The sequence below is a fragment of the Candidatus Manganitrophaceae bacterium genome, assembly GCA_016200325.1.
Classification (GTDB): Bacteria; Nitrospirota; Nitrospiria; order SBBL01; family Manganitrophaceae; genus Manganitrophus.
The window spans coordinates 407,554-424,658 of record JACQEZ010000001.1; the positions used below are offsets into that span (position 1 = coordinate 407,554).

Genomic DNA, 17,105 nt, shown 5'->3' on the forward strand with positions numbered 1-17,105 from the left:
AGCACCGCTTTCACTCCGTCCTTGCCGCTTGTGCGCCGCGGTTCCCCGCAGGGTACGAAAGCGGGAAGGACAACTTGCGAACGCTTTCTATCTCAACACCGTCACCACCGCCGCAATCTGTTCCCGGAACATCAGGTAAAGGTTGACGAGGAAAAAGATTCCGACGATCAGGATCATCGCATAGTTGTGGACCGAGCCGGTCTGCAGACGGCGGAAGATCCGCGCCGCCGCATGGTTGGCATATCCGATCATGTTAATAAAGCCATAGACAACATGATTCTCAACAAAATTTGAGAAGCCGCTTCCGCTGAAGATGCCGCGGCCGATCGCGTTGACCGCGCCGTCGATCACCCCGACGTCAAACCGGCGGCAGAGGGCGACGAAGCGCTTCATCGGCTGGATGACGACATTCTGGTACGCTTCGGTGATGAACGCTTCCCAGGCGGCGATCGGATTGTTCGCGGTCCAGAGGAGCGCCCGTCCCCCCATCCGATAGAACCAGTCGGTGTCGAGCGAGATCGTCGGCTCCGGATCGAGCTTCTTCAAGAGCAAGAAAAAGCCGAGCGCGGTGAAGAGGAGCATCTGGAGCGCCCCCCACACGTGATCGGCGGTGTAGGGGTGATAGTCGACCGGATGAGGAAGGAGATTGTAGAGGGTCCCGGGGACGACCCCGATGGCGACGCAGAGAAAGGCGCCGATCCCCATCGCGACCAGCATGTTCTTCGGCGGCTCATGCGCCTTGATCCCGGCATCTTTCGCAAAGAAGATATACCAGGGGAGCTTCAGCCCGGTATGGAGGAACGTTCCGGCGGAGGCGAGGGTCAAAAGGAGATAGGCCCAGGCGATATGCGCTTCGCCCGCCGCGGAGACAACCATCGACTTGCTGACGAACCCGGAGAAGAGGGGAAAGGCGGAAATCGAGAGACCGCCGATCATGTAAAGGGTCATCGTGACCGGCATCGTTTTATAGAGCCCGCCGAGCTCGGTCAGCTTCTGCCGGCCGGTTACATAGATCACCGCCCCGCTCCCCATGAACAAAAGCGATTTATAAAGGATGTGGGAGAAGGCGTGCGAGATCGCCCCATTTTGCGCCAGCTCGGTCCCCATCCCGACCCCGGCGACCATGTAGCCGACCTGGCTGATGATATGGTAGGCGAGCAGCCGGCGGATGTCGTTCTCCAAGACGGCATAGACGACCCCGTAGAGCGCCATCGCCACCCCCATGTAGATCAGCAGCTCGGTTCCGGAGAAAGCGCGGACGAGCACATAAACCGCCGTCTTCGTCGTGAAGGCGCAGAGGAAGACCGAACCGGTGACGGTCGCCTCGGGGTAGGCGTCGGCGAGCCAAGCGTGCAGCGGCGGGACGGCGGCGTTGACGAGGAAGCCGATCAAAATCAGCCAGAAGGCGAGTCCGTGCGCCTGGTTCGGTCCGAAGGCGATCGTCTTCTGCGTCACCGCATAGACGACGATGCCGCCGAGCAGCGCGACCCCGCTGAAGGCGTGGACCAAGATATACCGGAAGCCGGGCCACCAGGCCGCTTTGCCGCGGTACCAGATCAAAAAGACCGACGAGAAGGCCATCCCCTCCCAGAAGACGAAGAGGGTGAAATAGTCTCCGGCGAAGGTGACGCCGAGCGAGCTCCCGGCATAGACCAACGCCGCGATATGCTCGCCGTCCTGCTTCACATGGAGGGCGTAAATCATCCCGATCACCCCCATGATCGCGAAGACATAGCCGAAGACGAGACTCATCTTGTCGACCTTCCCGAAGACAAGCTCCTGTCCAAGGAAAGGGAAGACGCCATACTGCCCGGGGGTCATCAAAAGAAGATCGAAGAAGGCGATCGCCGGGAGCGCGACGAGATACGCCTGCTTCGCCCTCCCTTTCAGGAAGGGGACCAGCACCGCGCCGAGAATCAGAATCAATCCGGGATGGATCCAGGTCATGGTTTCCGTTTTACCTCCAACCATTCCCAGTAGGTCATGGGTGGGAATGCCCTCCTTCGGTGTCGGGATCTTTCGGCGTGGCCGGGGTCTCGACGAAGTCTTCGCCCGGCGGGGCGTCGTAATAGTTCTCCCGGACCATCAGGCCGCCGGAATGTCCGATGAACTTGGAGACGATGATGATCAGGACGCAGGAGATGAAGCCGTAGAAAGAGCTAAAGGTCGGGATCGCATCCCAGGCGAAGTGCGGGTGCGCCCGGGGGATGAAGAAGTCGCCGATCACCAGGAAGGCGAGGATCGCATAAAAGAGCCGCTTGATCGCCTTGATCCGCGCCGGATTTTCCAATACCGATTGTAGCTTTGCGCCGTAGCTCATCGTTTCGGCCCCCCATGGGTCATTTGATCACCATCTTTGCGAGTGCTAAGAAATAGTCGGGGTATAATCCGACCAAAATCGAGAGGGTCGCCGTCACGACCAGCGGAACGTAGACGAACGGCGAGGCTTCGCCGAAATCTTCGTCATGACCGTCGTGGTGACCGGCCGCCATCGCCCCGACGCTCTGCGGCACCGGATGCAACGGCGCATGGCCCTGGCCATGATGCGCTTCTTCCCCTTCCGGCGACTCGAAGAAAGCGGTATAGATCACCGGAATAAAGTAGGCGGCGTTCAACAGCGTGCTCGCGAGCAGCACGAAGAGGATCGGGATCTGCCCCGCCTCGATCGATCCGACCGCAAGGTACCACTTCGTCACAAACCCCGCCACCGGCGGCACCCCGATCATGCTGAGCGCGGCGATCGAGAAAGCGGTCATCGTCCAGGGCATCTTTCGGCCGATCCCTTTCATCTGGCTGATATTCGTCTTGTGCGAGGCGACGTAAATCGACCCGGCGCAGAAGAAGAGGGTGATCTTCGAGATCGCATGGTTGGCGATATGGATGATCCCGCCGGTCATCCCGCTCGGCGACAGGAGCGCCGCGCCAAGGATGACATAGGAGAGCTGGCTGACGGTCGAGTAGGCGAGCCGCGCTTTGAGATTATCCCGCGTCAGTGCGTAAACCGACGCCATGATGATCGTGAACGAGACGAGATAGGCGGTGGCGATTCCGAGATGCAGCTGACCCATCAACTCAACGCCGTAAACATAGAAGATCACTCGCAAGACCGAGAAGACGCCGACCTTCACCACCGCCACCGCATGGAGCAGGGCGGAGACCGGGGTCGGCGCGACCATCGCCGCCGGGAGCCACGCATGCATCGGCATGATCGCCGCTTTGGCGAAGCCATAAATGAAGAAGAAGTAAATCAATACCAACAGCCACGGCGCTCCCTTGCCGGCGAAGAGGCCCTGCTTCGAGAACTCGAGCGTTCCGGCGATATTATAGGTCAACACAATCGCCGCGAGGAGAAAGGTCTTCGAGGCGCCGACGAGGTAGATTAAATATTTCCGCGCGCCGATGAACGACTCCGCCGTCCCCTTATGATTGACCAGCGGGAAGGTGGCGAGGCTGAGGAACTCGTAGAAGATGAAGAGGGTCAGGAGGTTGGCCGAGAAGGCGACGCCGAGGGCGGCCGAGACGCTGATCGCGAAGCAGGCGAAGTAGCGGGTCTGCTTCTTCTCGTTCGTCCCCCGCATGTAGCCGATCGAATAAAAGGTGGTGATGATCCAGAGCCCCGACGCGATCGTCGCGAAGACCATCCCGAGCGGATCGACCCGGAATTTGATGTCGAGCCCCGGCAGGAAGGTGAAGAGGGTGTATTCGAAGATCTGCCCCGAGAGGATCGCCGGCGCCATCGACATGACAATCAAGAACTTCACGATGCCGGCGCCGATCGACCATCCTTCCCGGAGGTTCGGGTTTTTATCGGAGGCGATAATGAGACCGACCGCCACCATCGAGACGAGGACGGCGAGCAGCGGCCTGATGTCGGTGATTGCTTCCAAGAGAACCCCACTTTCTCTTCTGGTTTCCCCACCCTCTCACAAAGGACAAAGGAGGAGCGGATCGTTGTTACCCTTTCAACAAATTAATCTCATCGACATTCGTGGTCGCCTTCTTCCGGAAGAGGACGATGATGATCGCCAAGCCGACCGCCGCTTCCGCCGCCGCGATGGTGATGATGAAGAGCGAGATGATCTGTCCGTTGACCGATTGGTAGTTGCGCGAGAAGGCGACCAGGTTGATGTTGGCGGCGTTCAGCATCAATTCGATGGCGTAGAGAATGATCAAAAAGTTCTTCCGGATCAAGACCCCGACGAGCCCGATGACGAACATCACCGTCGAGACGATCACGTAATAGGACACCGGCACCATCTAAGCCGACCCCACTTTATGCAGCGCGCTCCGTTTCTCCTCCGAGAGGGTCTCCGGCGCGATCTTCGTCTGGCCGTTTCCGGAGGGAGAGAGCGGCACTTCCAATGGATGAGCGCCGTTTCCGCTTGCCGCCGTTCCCGTCTGGATCTGTTTGGCCAAAACGAGCGCCCCGATGATCCCGCCCAACAAGATAATTCCGACCATTTCAAAGGGGAGGAGATACTCGTTAAATAGAGAAAGCCCGATCGCCTCGGTATTCCCGAGCGCCGGGGCGGCCGTGGCGGCCGGCAGGGTTCTTTCCAACGAGGGGGATCGGAGGAGGGCGATCAAAATCTCCGCGAGGATCACGACGCCGAAGAAGAGGGCGACCCAGAGCTGCCGGTGGATCACCGGCTCGGTGCTTTTCAAATTCAAGAGCATCAGGACGAAGAGATAGAGGATCAACACCGCCCCGGCATAGATGATGATTTGGATGGCGGCAAGAAATTCAGCGTTTAAAAGGACAAAAAGACCGGCCACATGAAGAAAGGTGGAGAGAAGGGCGATGGTGCAGTAGACCGGATTTCGAAGGCCGATCGTCAGGACCGACGAGAAGAGGGCCATGCCGGCGAAATAGAGAAAAAATAAAAGCGGTGCCATTCAATCCTTGCGGTTAAAAAAGCGGTTTTATTCTGCCTTCGGGGCGCTGGCCGCCGGCTCCGGCTTTGTCTCCGTTTTCACCGGCTGCGGCACCGTCTCCCCATTCACATACGCCGGAAATTTGTACCGGTATTCGCGGGCGGTGTCGTCGGCTTTCTCTTGGTTGTGCGCCACGAGATAGGCTTTTGCATCGGAGTGGTACTTCTCGCCGATCTCATAGAGTTTCGGCTTGTCGAAGATCAAGCTCCGCTTGTTGTCGGTCGAGTATTCATACAGCTTCGTCATCCCGAGCGCGTTGACTGGGCAGGCCTCGACGCAGAAGCCGCAGAAGACGCACTTGGTGATGTCGATGTCGAACGCCGTGGCGATCCGCCGGAGCACCTGTCCATCCTGGATCTCCGCGCTGACGACCTTGATGCAGTGGGACGGGCAGGCCGCTTCGCAGAGATCGCAGCCGACGCACCGCTCGGTCCCATCTTCATAACGCAGCAGACAGAGGGCGCCGCGGTGGGTGTCGGGGAGGACGAGCTTCTGATGCGGGTATTGCAGCGTGACCTCGCGGACAAACATATGTTTAAAGGTCAGCTTCATCGCCTTGGCGATTTCTTTAAAGAGGACCTTGTCGACCAGTTCGAGAAATTTCACAGACGCTCCGCTATTTCGCTTCTTCCGTCGGCGCCGGCTCCGCCGGCATCACCATCAATTGCACCTTCCAAACTTTCTCCAGGGCGACCGGCTCTTCTTTAAAATAGGGGACGCGCGTCACCGGGTCGATTGCGCCGGCGAAGAGGTCTTTTACGTTCGGCCGGTTGAAGTGGGTCGGGAAGTGGAGGACCCCCTTCGGGAGCGACTCCGAGACTTCAGTCGTCACCTCGACCTGGCCAAGCGACGATTTGATCTTAACCGTATCACCGCTCTTCAGCCCCATCGCCTCGGCGTCGGCGGTGCCGATATGAAGGAGCGCTTTGTCGTCGATCTTCATCAAGCCGGAATCCCGGGTGGAGAGCTTCCCGGAGTGGTAGAGCACCTGGACGAGATCGAGGGTGAAGGGGAAAGGTCCTTCCGACGGCTTCTCGGTCGGCCGGTATCGATCGGCGATCTGGGCGATGAAAGAACCCTCCGTGTAACGGGCCGGACGGGGAGCGGGTCGCTCATTTCGGAAGTAGCCGGGGACGAGCTGAGCGATCTCCTGGGCGATATCTTCCGGCCCTTTATATTGGAGCGGATGTCCCATCACTTTTGAAAGATCACAGAAGATCTTCCAGTCGGGCCGGGCTTCGCCGCGCGGATCAAACGCCGGCGCGACACGACGGATCTTCCCTTCTACATCGGTGAAGGTCCCTTCTTTTTCGGCGGCGACGGCGGCGGGGAGGACGACATCGGCCATTTCGCCGCTCTCGGTCATGAAGGGGTCTTGGCAGACGATGAACTCGACATTCTCCAGCGCCTGCCGGACCCGCATCGAGACCGGCAGGGTCCCCAGCGGATTCTCTCCGACCAGATAGAGCGCCTTGATCTCGCCCCGCTCGGCCCGCTCCAGAATCTCAGGGAGGGTGGCCCCCCCTTCCGGCAGATCGGAATGCCAAGCGGCTCTGAACCGGGACCGTTCTTCCTCCGAGGCGTAGGCGCGTTGGCCGGGGAGGAATTCGGGGACCGCCCCCATGTCGACCGCCCCTTGCTCATTGTTTTCCTCGCAGATCGGCAGAATGCCGGCCCCTTCTTTTTCGAACAGACCGGTCAGCAATGCAAGATCGATCAGACGGAGGACATTTTCATAGCCCCCCTGCCGCGAGACGATCCCTTCTCCCCAGATCAGCGTTCCCCGCTGCGATTGGGCGAGGAGCTCCGCCGCCTCGGCGATCTTCTCCCAGGCCAATCCGCTCTCGCGGGCGAGCGTTTCCTCGGAGAGGCCGGCCATGCTGTTTCGAAGCGCTTCGTAGGCTGCCGGATATTTCTCGACAAAGGCCGGGAAGGCAAGCCCCTTGTCGATCACCGCTTTGACCAGCCCCTGAATGAACGCCGTCTCGCCGTGAACGGCGACCTGAAGCGGGTGGCTCGCCAGCTTCATCATGTTGCTCTGGAAGAGGTCGGCGACGATCAGCTTCGCTTCGAACCGTGATTTTGCCTCTTTGAGACGGAGCGCGGTGACCGGATTGGTCTCGGTCATGTCGTTTCGGACCATCAAGATCACATCGGAGAGGGTCATCGCTTTGTCGGTGGTGGTTGCATACCCGATCCCCAGCGTCTGTTGCAGCGCGGTGACCGAGTTCATGTGTCCATAGCGCGCGGCGGTGTCGATGTTGTTCGTCCCCAACACCGACCGCATCAGCCGCTGGAAGAGGTAGACCTCTTCGTTGGTGCAGCGCCCGGTAATCAGCCCGGCGATCGCCTGGCCGCCATGTTTCGCTTTGATCTCCATCAACCGCTTGCCGATCAGCGCGTTCGCCTTGATCCAGGGAACCTCGGTCCAGCGGCCCTCGATCTTCATCAGAGGCCGGGAGAGGCGCGATTCGCTCTGGTTGTACTGGAACCCGAACCGGCCCCGGACGCAGGTGCCGCCATGGTCATCCCCCAGCTCGACATCGTTTCCGAACTTGCTCAGATACGAGAGCTTCGAGGTGACCCGGACGACCTTTTGCGTTTCACTTTCCAGGTGGAGCGTGCAGCCGTCGGAGCAGTAGCCGCAGGTCGTCACCGTTTTCTTCAGCTGCCAGGGCTTGAAGGCATATTTGGAGAAGCGGCTGACGATCGCGCCGACCGGGCAGACCGCCAAGCAGTCGCCGCAGAATTCGCACTGGAGGGGCACGCCACCATGGGCGCCGACGTGGGTCTTGCCGTCTTTCTTATAAAAGGTCAGGGCGTCGACCAGCTGAACCTCCTTGCAGACGTTGATGCACTGTCCGCAGAGGATGCAGCGGTTCATGTTGAAGTCGAGGACCGGGCTGCGGGTGTCTTCCGGAATCTCTTTCCGGGTTCCCTTCTTGATGTCGTAAACGCCGAGGTCGTAGGTCATGTCCTGCAGCTCGCACTTCCCGTCGGCATCGCAGACGGGGCAGTCGAGCGGGTGGACGACGAGGTGCTTTTCGATCGCTTTCTTCCGGGCGTCTTCGATCTTCTCGGTCTGGGTCTTCACGACCATTCCATGGGTGATCTTGGCGGTGCAGGAGCGGACGTTGTTATTCTTCCCCTCGACTTCGACCAGGCAGACGCCGCAGGAGCCGAACGACGAGAAGGTATAGTGATAACACATCGCCGGGATTTGGATCCCCATCGTCCGCATCGTATCGAGCAGGAGGGAGCCTTCGGGGACGGAGATCTTTTTTCCGTCGATCGTTACATCCAACATCTTTTTCGCAGGCGCCGCCGCCGGCGCCGGTTCCGGCGCGGTCGGGATTTCAATTTTACCGGGTGCTTTGGTCTCTTCGCTCATTTCAATCCTGTAAGATGGAATTTAGACGTCAGGAGTCAGAATTCAGAAGGCGTGCGTTTTATTCTGACTTCTGGATTCTGTATTCCTATCGATCGCACTCTCCCATGACAATGTCGTAGGTTCCGAAGATCGTAATCACGTCGGCGATCATATACCCTTTGGCCATGTGGTCGAAGGCGCCCATGTGGATAAAAGACGGGGCGCGGATTTTCAATCGATACGGTTTTCCCCCTCCGTTGCTGACGATGTAAAAGCCGAGCTCCCCTTTGTGGGCCTCGGTGCCGCAGTAAATGTCGCCCGGGGGGGCGTTGAACCCTTGGCTATAGAGCTTGAACTGATAGATCATGCTCTCCATGTCGGTGAAGACCCGCTCCTTCGGCGGGGCGACCACCTGCGGGACATAGGCTTTATAATCTCCCTGCGGAAGCTGATCGAGGCATTGCTTGATGATCTTGGTGCTCTCGTGCAGCTCCATCATCCGAACCCAATAGCGATCGTAGGTGTCGCCGTTTTTTCCGACCGGGACCGACCACTTCACCTTGTCATAGGCGCCATAGGGGGCGACCTTCCGAAGGTCGTAGTCGACCCCGGAGCCGCGGAGCGTCGAACCGGAGAGGGCATAACGGACGGCATCTTCCCCCGAGATGACGGCGATATTTTTCGTCCGGGCGATCCAGATCCGGTTATTGACCAACAATGTGTCGTACTCTGCGATCTTCGATGGAAAGTCGGCGACGAACTTATAGAGGTCCTCGATGATCTTCGGGGTGAAATCGCGCTCCACCCCGCCGACCCGGTACCAGCTGGTCGTCAATCGCGCGCCGCAGAGCTCATCGAAAATATCGAGGAGGATCTCCCGCTCGCGGAACGTATAAAAAAAGACGGTCATCGAGCCGATGTCGAGCGCCTGCGTGCCGAGCCAAAAAAGGTGGCCGATGATCCGCTGTACTTCCGCGACGATCGTCCGAAGATACTCGGAGCGCTCCGGGACCGTGATCCCCAAGAGTTTCTCGATTGCCCGGACATAGGCGAAGTTGTTGTACATCGCGCAGACGTAGTCGAGCCGGTCGGTATGAGGAATGAACTGGTTGTAGGTAATCGTCTCGGCGAGCTTCTCGACGCCGCGATGGAGATAGCCCAACACCGGATCGGCCTTGATGATCTTCTCCCCTTCGAGGGTGAGGACCACCTTCAAGACGCCGTGGGTCGACGGATGCTGCGGCCCCAGATTGAGGAGGAGTTCCTCCGTTCTCAAGAGGGGGAGCGTTCCTTTGTTCTCCGTGACCGGTGTCGCTGCTTCTTTTAAATCCATCGGGGGTGACGATCCTATGTTTCTAAAAATTCAAACGTGTCGCGCCATCCGCGGCCTTCGATCGGAAAGTTTTTCCGGAGCGGATAGCCTTCATCGTATTCATCCGGCAGGAGGATGCGGCGCAGATCGGGATGGTTATTGAACTTAATCCCCATCATGTCGTAGACCTCCCGCTCCATGTAATTGAGCCCCTCCCAGAGCGGCGTCAGCGAGTCGATGGTGCAGTCGTCTTCTGCAATCCGCACCTTCAGCCGGACCTGGTGCTTCTTTCGAATCGAGAAAAATTCATAGACGACTTCGAACCGCTCCGGCTCCCCCATATAATCGACCGAGGTGACATGAACGGGGTAGTCGAAGTCGAGCGCCGGATCGTCCCGGAGCTGCCGGGCGACCTCGGTCAATCCCTGTTTCTTCAGATGAACGGAGAGATCCCCTCGAAATAAGGTGGCGCCGAGATAGGCCGACGGAAAATGCTCCCGGATCTTCTGCGCCAACGGGTGTTCCCCCCCCTCTTCCATCCCCGCTGGAATTTTCACTTTGTGAAGACCTTCTTCTTCATGATCTGATCCTGGAGCCGTAAAATGCCTTCCAGCAGCGCCTCCGGGGTCGGCGGGCAGCCGGGAACGTAGATATCGACCGGTACGAACCGATCGACCCCCTGCACCACGCTGTAGCTATTGTAGATATTTCCCGAGGTGGCGCAGGAGCCCATCGAAATCACATATTTCGGCTCCGGCATCTGATCATAGACCTTTCGGATCACCGGGGCCATCCGGCGGCAGACCGTTCCGGCGACGATCATCAGGTCCGACTGCCGGGGGGAGCCGCGAAAGACACCGGCGCCGAAGCGATCGATGTCATACCGCGAGGCGACCGCCGCCATCATCTCGATGGCGCAGCAGGCAAGCCCGAAGGTCATCGGCCAGAGCGAGCCTTTTCGGGCCCAATTGACCGCTTGGTCCAGGGTCGTCGTGATGAAATTCGCCTCGAACTTCCCGGTCAATCCCATTCGAGCCCTCCTTTTCGCCAGGCATAGGCGTAGCCGACGACAAAAAGGGCGATGAAGAGGACCATTTCAATCAGCCCAAAGAGCCCGATTTTGTGGAAGACCACGGCCCACGGGTAGAGGAAGGCGACTTCGATATCGAAGATCACGAAGAGCATGGCAATAATGTAGTAGCGGACGGGGAAGGGTATCCGGGCATCCGAGATCGGCTCGCTGCCGCATTCGTAGGTGGTCAGCTTCTCCCGATTGTAGATCCGGGGCTGGACAAAGTAGCTGACGACCAACGTTCCGACCCCAAAGGCGACGGAAGCCAACAGGAAGATAAAGATAGGAATATAATTGATGGAGGGGGCTTCAATCATTCCAAATAACCAGCCTAAATCAAGAGCGTCGCCGGTCAATTAGCGAGGCGCTATTGTTTCATGTTTTTTGTTTTTTGTCAAAGGATTAGTCGTCATCTTAACGTGGCGGGAAAGGGATGTTCAATAGATAAAAGGACCTATTGTTTGGCTTAAATTGGATGGGTCTTTCGGACTACCCGTCTATCTTGGGTGCGGGATTATTGGGACGGTTTTAGGGTTCTGCCCCTTTGCCTCTCTATTAAAAGAACAGCGTCTCCTTCACAAGAAAGAAAATCGGGTCGCTGTGCCGGACCTCGGGTCGAAGTCCGGCACAGCATGGAAATGATTATTATCCGATCTTTGCCACGATCAACTGCAAGATACCTTGCGCGTTTTCCTCTACCCAGGCGATATTGAGGTCGCCATTCGAGAAGAGGATCGGCGAGTGGGCATTGTTCACGAAGAGGCCGGCCGGCGGGTTGATTTCAACCCAGTTGCTTCCGTCCAACCGCTTGATATGAACTGCAAACTTATTCGTGACGAAATCCCGCTCCGACCAGGCGACATAGACCTGGTTGTTGTGGACGGCGAGGGAAGGGGTTTCCGCGAAGCGGCTGTTGGAATTGAGGCTGCCGCAGGTTGTGTCGGTGTCGCAGGCCCCGGTGTCTTTGTCCTGGATCCATTGGCTGCCGTCAAAGTGTTTCACGAAGATATGTTCCCGACCGCAACCGGCATCGAAACATTCATGAAAGGCGACATAGGGAACGTTTCCCAGAACATCGATGCTTGGGAAGCGGGCCTCCTTTGCCGGGTCGCGATTCAGCGCTCCACCCGGGCCGACATCTTCCCAATTCGAGCTGGTCGAATTCCAGCGTTTTACGAAGATGTTCGGGATTGAGCCGGCCACCGTCTGCTCTTTCCAGGTAACGTAGAGCTGATCCCCTTGCTTTGAGAAGAGAGGGGCTTCGGCCGTTAGGGTGGTGTTCTTATTCAGAGGGCCGATGTTCGACTGCCAGCTGCTATCGAATTTCCGGAAGAGGAGCTGTTTGTTCCCGGGTGCTGCTGCCGCAGAGCGCTCGTATGCTATTCCTAAAGCGCTCCCTAGAATCGGATGACGCGTGAGCGCCGGCCGATCATCGCTGTCGGTGTCGGGAAAGCCGGTGTTGCTCCAGGAAGCCCCGTCGAATTTGAATACAAAGAGATCGCTCGATGCGGTGCTTGATGTCGGTGTCCTCCGCTCTTTCCAAGCGGTATAAAGGTTCGTTCCATCAAACGTGAGGGTCGGATTGTGCCCATGGCGGGTGGGATCCCGGCTGATATCGGTTCTTCCCCCCAAGGTGGCATCGCTCACCAGATCCCAGTTTGCCCCTTTGCGGACATAGATCTGCGCGGGGGTGTCCTGGCTGCAGGGATGATAATTTTCCCAGCCCGGTGTGCTCGTCGTGGTCGTACCTGTAGTCGTGGAGCTTGCAGCGGGGGTGCACTCTTCCCAGATGACGAAGCGCTGAGCCCCTGCTATTGCAAGGGAAGGATGGACCGCATGCATCGCCGGATTGACATTCAGGCTCGATGAAGGGATGATTCCCCCCCCTCCGCCGCCATTTCCGCCGCCGGGCTGGGGTGTGATCGTGGTTGGCGTGACTTTTAAGGATGCTTCGGTCGGGTGGGCATCCTGATCGAGGTTCCCGGCGGCATCTTTCGCGTTGCTCGCGAAATAATAGGTTATCTTGCCGTCTTTATTCAAATCGGTCAGCGTAAAGGTGCACGGACCGGTCGCACAGGCGCTCGCCCCGGTGAACGTATGGGAAGGTGTTGCGTTCTTGTCGATGGTATCGGGTGACGTTCCAACATAGATGAGATAGGTAAGGGCTGCCGCAGTGGCCTTATCGTCCGTTGCTGCAGGCGAAGTTAACACGACATTCCCGCTGCTATCGGTTGTTGCCCCATTTAAGCCGGTAAATCTCGGCGCAGTGGTATCGGGTGTCGGTGTCGTGCTGCCGCCGCCGTTGCCTCCTCCCCCCCCACCGCTTCCACATCCGGTTGCTGCTAAGAAAGCCAACAAGAGGGTGAAGCGGCCAAACCGCGTAAAGCCGATTTTAGAAGACATTTTGTTCCTCCTTGAGTTGTTGATTGGGTAATTTATTTTTAAGTTGCGAAAACAGAATGACCTGGTCACGCCCCGCCTCTTTCGCATGATAGAGGGCCAGGTCGGCGCGATGGATCAATTCTTCCTTATCCTTCCCATCATAGGGAAAGACCGAGCAGCCGATGCTCATCGTCATCCTGACGTCGCGTTTCTTTTCCTTTCCTGAGAAAAGATGGTTCTTGACCGAGAAGCTGATATGTTTTGCAACCGCGAGCCCTCCGACCTCATCGGTTTCCGGAAGCAGGACCGAGAACTCTTCGCCGCCGAAGCGGGAGACCGTGTCGATTTGGCGGAGCCGGGCCTTGAGGATCATGGCGATCTCCCGAAGGGCCTGATCTCCTTTGAGGTGCTTGTACCGATCGTTGTATTTTTTGAAAAAGTCGACATCCATCATCATCAGAACAAACGGCTTGCCGGTCCGGTAGGAGCGCTGAATCTCCCGATCGACCTGCTCGTCGAAGTAGCGTCGGTTGAAGAGGCCGGTCAATCCGTCGGTCATCGCCATCCGCCGGAGGAATTCCCGCTCGGTTTGGCTGTTGTGAAAGAGCGCCTCGGATTGCATCCCGAGCATCCAAATCAGCAGCGCATCCTCTTCCTTAAACCGCCGTTGTCGGTTTCCTCCCAGCTGAAAGATGGCGACGAGCCGGTTACTGACCAATACCGGGATGGAAATCACCGCATCGGTTTTGTGAACTGAAAAGTAGTGCTCCATCACCTTCGCGGCGTTCTCCGGGATAAAAATAGGCTTAGAGGCTTGAAAAGTCCAGCGCGCAATCAGGTTTCCCTTCTCTAAAAGGGGGGGGAAGGTCTTCCCCAATCCTTTGGACGCTTTGAGCTGAAAGATGTTTTTATCATCATCCCAAATGTAAAAAAGCCCCCAGTCGTATGGAACAATCTCCCCCGCCAGGTCGAGCAGTGTGTTCAGGGAGAGCTCCATATCGGCATGGCTTCCGGTGACCCGCGTGACCCGAAGAAGAACATTCATCGCCTGATGGTGCTGCTGCGCCATCGCTTTGGTGAATTCGGGCGGCTTTTTAATAAAATATTCTTCGGCCAGCTGGGAAGGCTTTTTCAATCGTGCTCCGATAAAGTGAGGCTTTAATACAAGGAACCTTCTTGAGTTGTGCGGGGGCGGTTTAGCTGATGCCCCGCTTCCTCGCAATTTCAGCGGCAAGCAGGAGGTACGTTCCAGCGAGGACAAGAAAGGGGGTTTCCGAAAGGCCCCAAATCAATCGGTAAAATAAGGCAATACCTAAAAGGAGCATGACGACGAATAAAATGGATTGTTTGAACAAGGTGTCCCCCACATCAATGAGGAGAAGGATATGACCCCCTTCCCAGATCGAGTTAACGGCATAGAGAGAGGCTCTTTCGAGGTATTCTCCCCACCCCCTATGCCTCGAAGCGTTCCGCTGATGAGGAGGAAAGAGCGTTCCTCCTTCAGGCAAAATGCGCTCTATACGCGTTGGCGATCTAAAAGCAGCAAGAAAAATGCCAGACGGCAGAGATTGAACTGAACCGCCCCTTTATCATTCGCAGGTAAGCGGAAACCCTTTTGAGGGGTGAATGTTGAAAAAGCTTGCACGATTCATGCAAAATATCTTTCTCTTAAAAAGCTTGATTCGTAAATTTTCTTTGGAGTAGAATAAATTTAGATTTTTTTCTGGATTTTTCGTAAGGTCGAGATTGGGCCAGTCGGCTCAATCGATAAAATGGCAAGGTCAGGGTTAGCAAGGGTTAGAATGCGCGTAGGCCGGTCTTCTATATTGGAGAGGTAGAGTGACGTGCCGGAGTGACTTCAGTCCGCCCTCCGAAGCGGCGCCTCCACTGAGGTCTAAGAATCGAATACCATAAAGGGAATTCTCCGGCGCGGTCATTGGGTCTGGGCAAACAGAGCCTTCTCTTTTGTTATCGGGCGCTCTCAACGACATCTCGGTCTATCCGTCCTCACTCCCAGAAAAGAGAATAGGAGATCGGTCCCTGCGGGAAGCGGCACAAGCGAGAGCCCTTTTTGAGGTCGAGGGGGGAAGAAGCAAGCGTTAACGGAGGGTTCGATTTGGATCGACCCGTCAGGGTCTCCATCCGGTTGGACGATTGGCCTCTCAAAACACGGCGCTTCGCTGGAGGAACGCGGTGACATATCGTAAAGGGGGAACAGGAGGAGAAGATCCTTCTGATCATAAAGTGATTGGAGAATCGGAAGAGCAAAGAGTAAATGGGATAGACGCCGCGGCAACATCGACTGAGAAGATCCTCCTCGTCGATGATGAGGAAGCGGTGCTGGAGACCCTCCGAAGCATCCTGGAGCTGGAAGGATATGATGTCTGTACCGCGTTCAGCGGGGAGGCAGCGCTCAAAGAGATGGAGCGGACCTCGTTCGACCTCATTCTGACCGATTTAAAAATGAAGGGGATCAGCGGGCTCGATGTCCTCCTCCAAGCGGAGAAGCTCTGGCCGAGACCGGTGACCATCCTTCTAACCGGTTATGCTTCCCTTGAATCGGCCGTGGAGGCGCTCAATCTCGGCGCCTATGCCTACCTTGTTAAGCCGTTCGGCATCGAAGGACTTAAGACCTCGATTCGACAGGGATTGGAGAAGAGAAGACTTTCTGAAGTCGAGGTTCTCTATCAGATCGCCCGGACATTGATCTCAACCCTGCACCTCGATGCCATCCTCGACGAGGTATTGAACCAAGCCACGCGACTGACCGGGTTCTCAAGAAGTCTCTTCCTCCTTTATAAAGGGAAGGAGATCCATCCGGTCAGCAGAGAGAAAGAAGCCGACCAGAGTTGGATCAGCGCCGTCATTTCCCTTCTCCAAGAAGACAAAGAGATCGGCGAGCGGTTGGAAAAAGGGGAGGTCATTCTCATCCCGAACGCCGAGCGAGGAGAAGGGCGGCCTCACCCCATCCTAAGCCGTCTGAAGACCAAAACCCTTTTGGCCGTTCCGGTCGTTTATCAAGGCGAGCTCGGCGGGGTGCTCTATCTCGACAATCGCTCGGCGACGCAGTCGTTTACCCCGCGGGACTTTCGATTGGTCGTGAGCCTTGCCGACCTGGCGGCGCTGGCGATCCAGAACGCCGGCCTCTTCGAAGAGCTCAGACGAATGAACCGGAGTCTCCGCCGGACGAAGCTGGCGTTGGAGGACGCGAACCGGGAATTGAAGACCCTTGATCAGATGAAGACCAATCTCCTGTCCAACGTTTCGCATGAGTTGAAGACGCCGATGGTTGCGGTCAAGGGATATACCAGCTTAGTCTTAAAAGGGAAGGCGGGTCCCATCGCTCCCCTTCAAAAGGAATACCTCGACATTGCGCTTCGGAACATCCATAAACAGCTCGAGTTGATCGACGACCTCCTCGATTTTTCAAAGTTGGAGATCCAGGAGCAGGTCTCTCCCCGCGAGCGGGTCGATCTAACCGAGGTCCTGAATGAAACCTTACAGCTGATCCGGCCGAAGGCGGAGGAGAAGCGGATTTCCCTTTCCGTTCAGGTGGAGGGGGGGCCGTGGTGGGTCGAGATCCATAAAAAGAAGATGGGGCAAGTCTTCGACAATCTTCTCTCCAATGCGATCAAGTTTACCCCGGAGGGGGGCCGGATTACGGTCGGCTTTAAAGGGCAGCGGAACGGGAAGATCCTCATTTCGATCTCCGACACGGGAATCGGTATTCCTCCGGAAAAGCAAGGGAAGATCTTTGATCGTTTTTATCAGGTCGAATCGTCTGAATCGCGCCGCTACGGCGGTTTCGGGCTGGGGCTGGCGATTGCGCAGGACATCGTGAAGGCCCACGGGAGCAAGATCAAAGTGGTCAGCCGGACGGGGGCGGGGGCGGAATTTAACTTCTCCCTTCGGCGGGCATAGCCGTGCGGGACGGCACACCCTGTGCTTCTATAAAAGGAAAGGGAGAAAAAAGCGGTCAATCAATATCGAGACCGGCCAGGTATTCCTCCGTGGGGGAGGCTCCAGCCTGTCTT

Annotated in this window: 13 protein-coding genes and 1 pseudogene; 1 reads left to right on the top strand and 13 read right to left on the bottom strand. The window is 57.2% G+C overall.

Annotated elements, in window-relative coordinates; genetic code table 11:
• Positions 1-87: 87 nt before the first annotated feature.
• The 13 genes and pseudogenes from HY282_01825 to HY282_01885 form a co-directional block, all read right to left on the bottom strand.
• Positions 88-1,947 (bottom strand): Na(+)/H(+) antiporter subunit D, encoded by a 1,860-nt coding sequence (locus tag HY282_01825; protein MBI3802485.1) that lies wholly within the window; start codon positions 1,945-1,947, stop codon positions 88-90.
• A gap of 115 nt (positions 1,948-2,062) precedes the next feature.
• Positions 2,063-2,320 (bottom strand): annotated as a pseudogene (locus HY282_01830) (hypothetical protein).
• Positions 2,321-2,339: 19 nt separating this feature from the next.
• Positions 2,340-3,887 carry a monovalent cation/H+ antiporter subunit D family protein gene (locus HY282_01835; protein MBI3802486.1) on the bottom strand — a complete coding sequence of 516 codons (1,548 nt, stop codon included), beginning with the start codon at positions 3,885-3,887 and terminating at the stop codon, positions 2,340-2,342.
• A 67-nt stretch (positions 3,888-3,954) separates the two neighbouring features.
• Positions 3,955-4,257 carry an NADH-quinone oxidoreductase subunit NuoK gene (gene nuoK, locus HY282_01840; GenBank protein ID MBI3802487.1) on the bottom strand — a complete coding sequence of 101 codons (303 nt, stop codon included), beginning with the start codon at positions 4,255-4,257 and terminating at the stop codon, positions 3,955-3,957.
• Positions 4,258-4,896: an NADH-quinone oxidoreductase subunit J gene (locus tag HY282_01845; protein ID MBI3802488.1), complete on the bottom strand. Its 639-nt coding sequence runs from the start codon at positions 4,894-4,896 to the stop codon at positions 4,258-4,260. It lies immediately after the preceding gene.
• Positions 4,897-4,923: 27 nt separating this feature from the next.
• Positions 4,924-5,487, bottom strand: a complete 564-nt coding sequence (gene nuoI, locus HY282_01850; GenBank protein MBI3802489.1) for an NADH-quinone oxidoreductase subunit NuoI — start codon at positions 5,485-5,487, stop codon at positions 4,924-4,926.
• Between the two features lie 64 nt (positions 5,488-5,551).
• The gene (locus tag HY282_01855; GenBank protein MBI3802490.1) at positions 5,552-8,326 is read right to left on the bottom strand and encodes a molybdopterin-dependent oxidoreductase; all 2,775 of its coding nucleotides are present in this window, start codon (positions 8,324-8,326) and stop codon (positions 5,552-5,554) included.
• 85 nt (positions 8,327-8,411) lie between these two features.
• A complete protein-coding gene (locus tag HY282_01860) occupies positions 8,412-9,638 on the bottom strand; it encodes an NADH-quinone oxidoreductase subunit D (protein MBI3802491.1) in 1,227 nt (408 codons plus the stop codon).
• A gap of 14 nt (positions 9,639-9,652) precedes the next feature.
• Positions 9,653-10,156: an NADH-quinone oxidoreductase subunit C gene (locus tag HY282_01865; protein ID MBI3802492.1), complete on the bottom strand. Its 504-nt coding sequence runs from the start codon at positions 10,154-10,156 to the stop codon at positions 9,653-9,655.
• A gap of 14 nt (positions 10,157-10,170) precedes the next feature.
• On the bottom strand, positions 10,171-10,647 hold the full coding sequence (locus HY282_01870; protein MBI3802493.1) for an NADH-quinone oxidoreductase subunit B: 477 nt from the start codon (positions 10,645-10,647) through the stop codon (positions 10,171-10,173).
• Positions 10,638-11,006, bottom strand: a complete 369-nt coding sequence (gene ndhC, locus HY282_01875; protein ID MBI3802494.1) for an NADH-quinone oxidoreductase subunit A — start codon at positions 11,004-11,006, stop codon at positions 10,638-10,640. The genes HY282_01870 and ndhC overlap by 10 nt, the downstream gene beginning before the upstream one ends.
• A gap of 328 nt (positions 11,007-11,334) precedes the next feature.
• Positions 11,335-13,092, bottom strand: a complete 1,758-nt coding sequence (locus tag HY282_01880) for a hypothetical protein (protein MBI3802495.1) — start codon at positions 13,090-13,092, stop codon at positions 11,335-11,337.
• On the bottom strand, positions 13,082-14,206 hold the full coding sequence (locus HY282_01885; GenBank protein MBI3802496.1) for a GGDEF domain-containing protein: 1,125 nt from the start codon (positions 14,204-14,206) through the stop codon (positions 13,082-13,084). The genes HY282_01880 and HY282_01885 overlap by 11 nt, the downstream gene beginning before the upstream one ends.
• A 1,058-nt stretch (positions 14,207-15,264) precedes the next feature.
• On the opposite strand from HY282_01885, the gene HY282_01890 reads away from it, so the two are divergent.
• Complete coding sequence (locus tag HY282_01890) at positions 15,265-16,992, top strand: response regulator (protein ID MBI3802497.1); 1,728 nt, start codon at positions 15,265-15,267, stop codon at positions 16,990-16,992.
• Positions 16,993-17,105 lie beyond the last annotated feature (113 nt).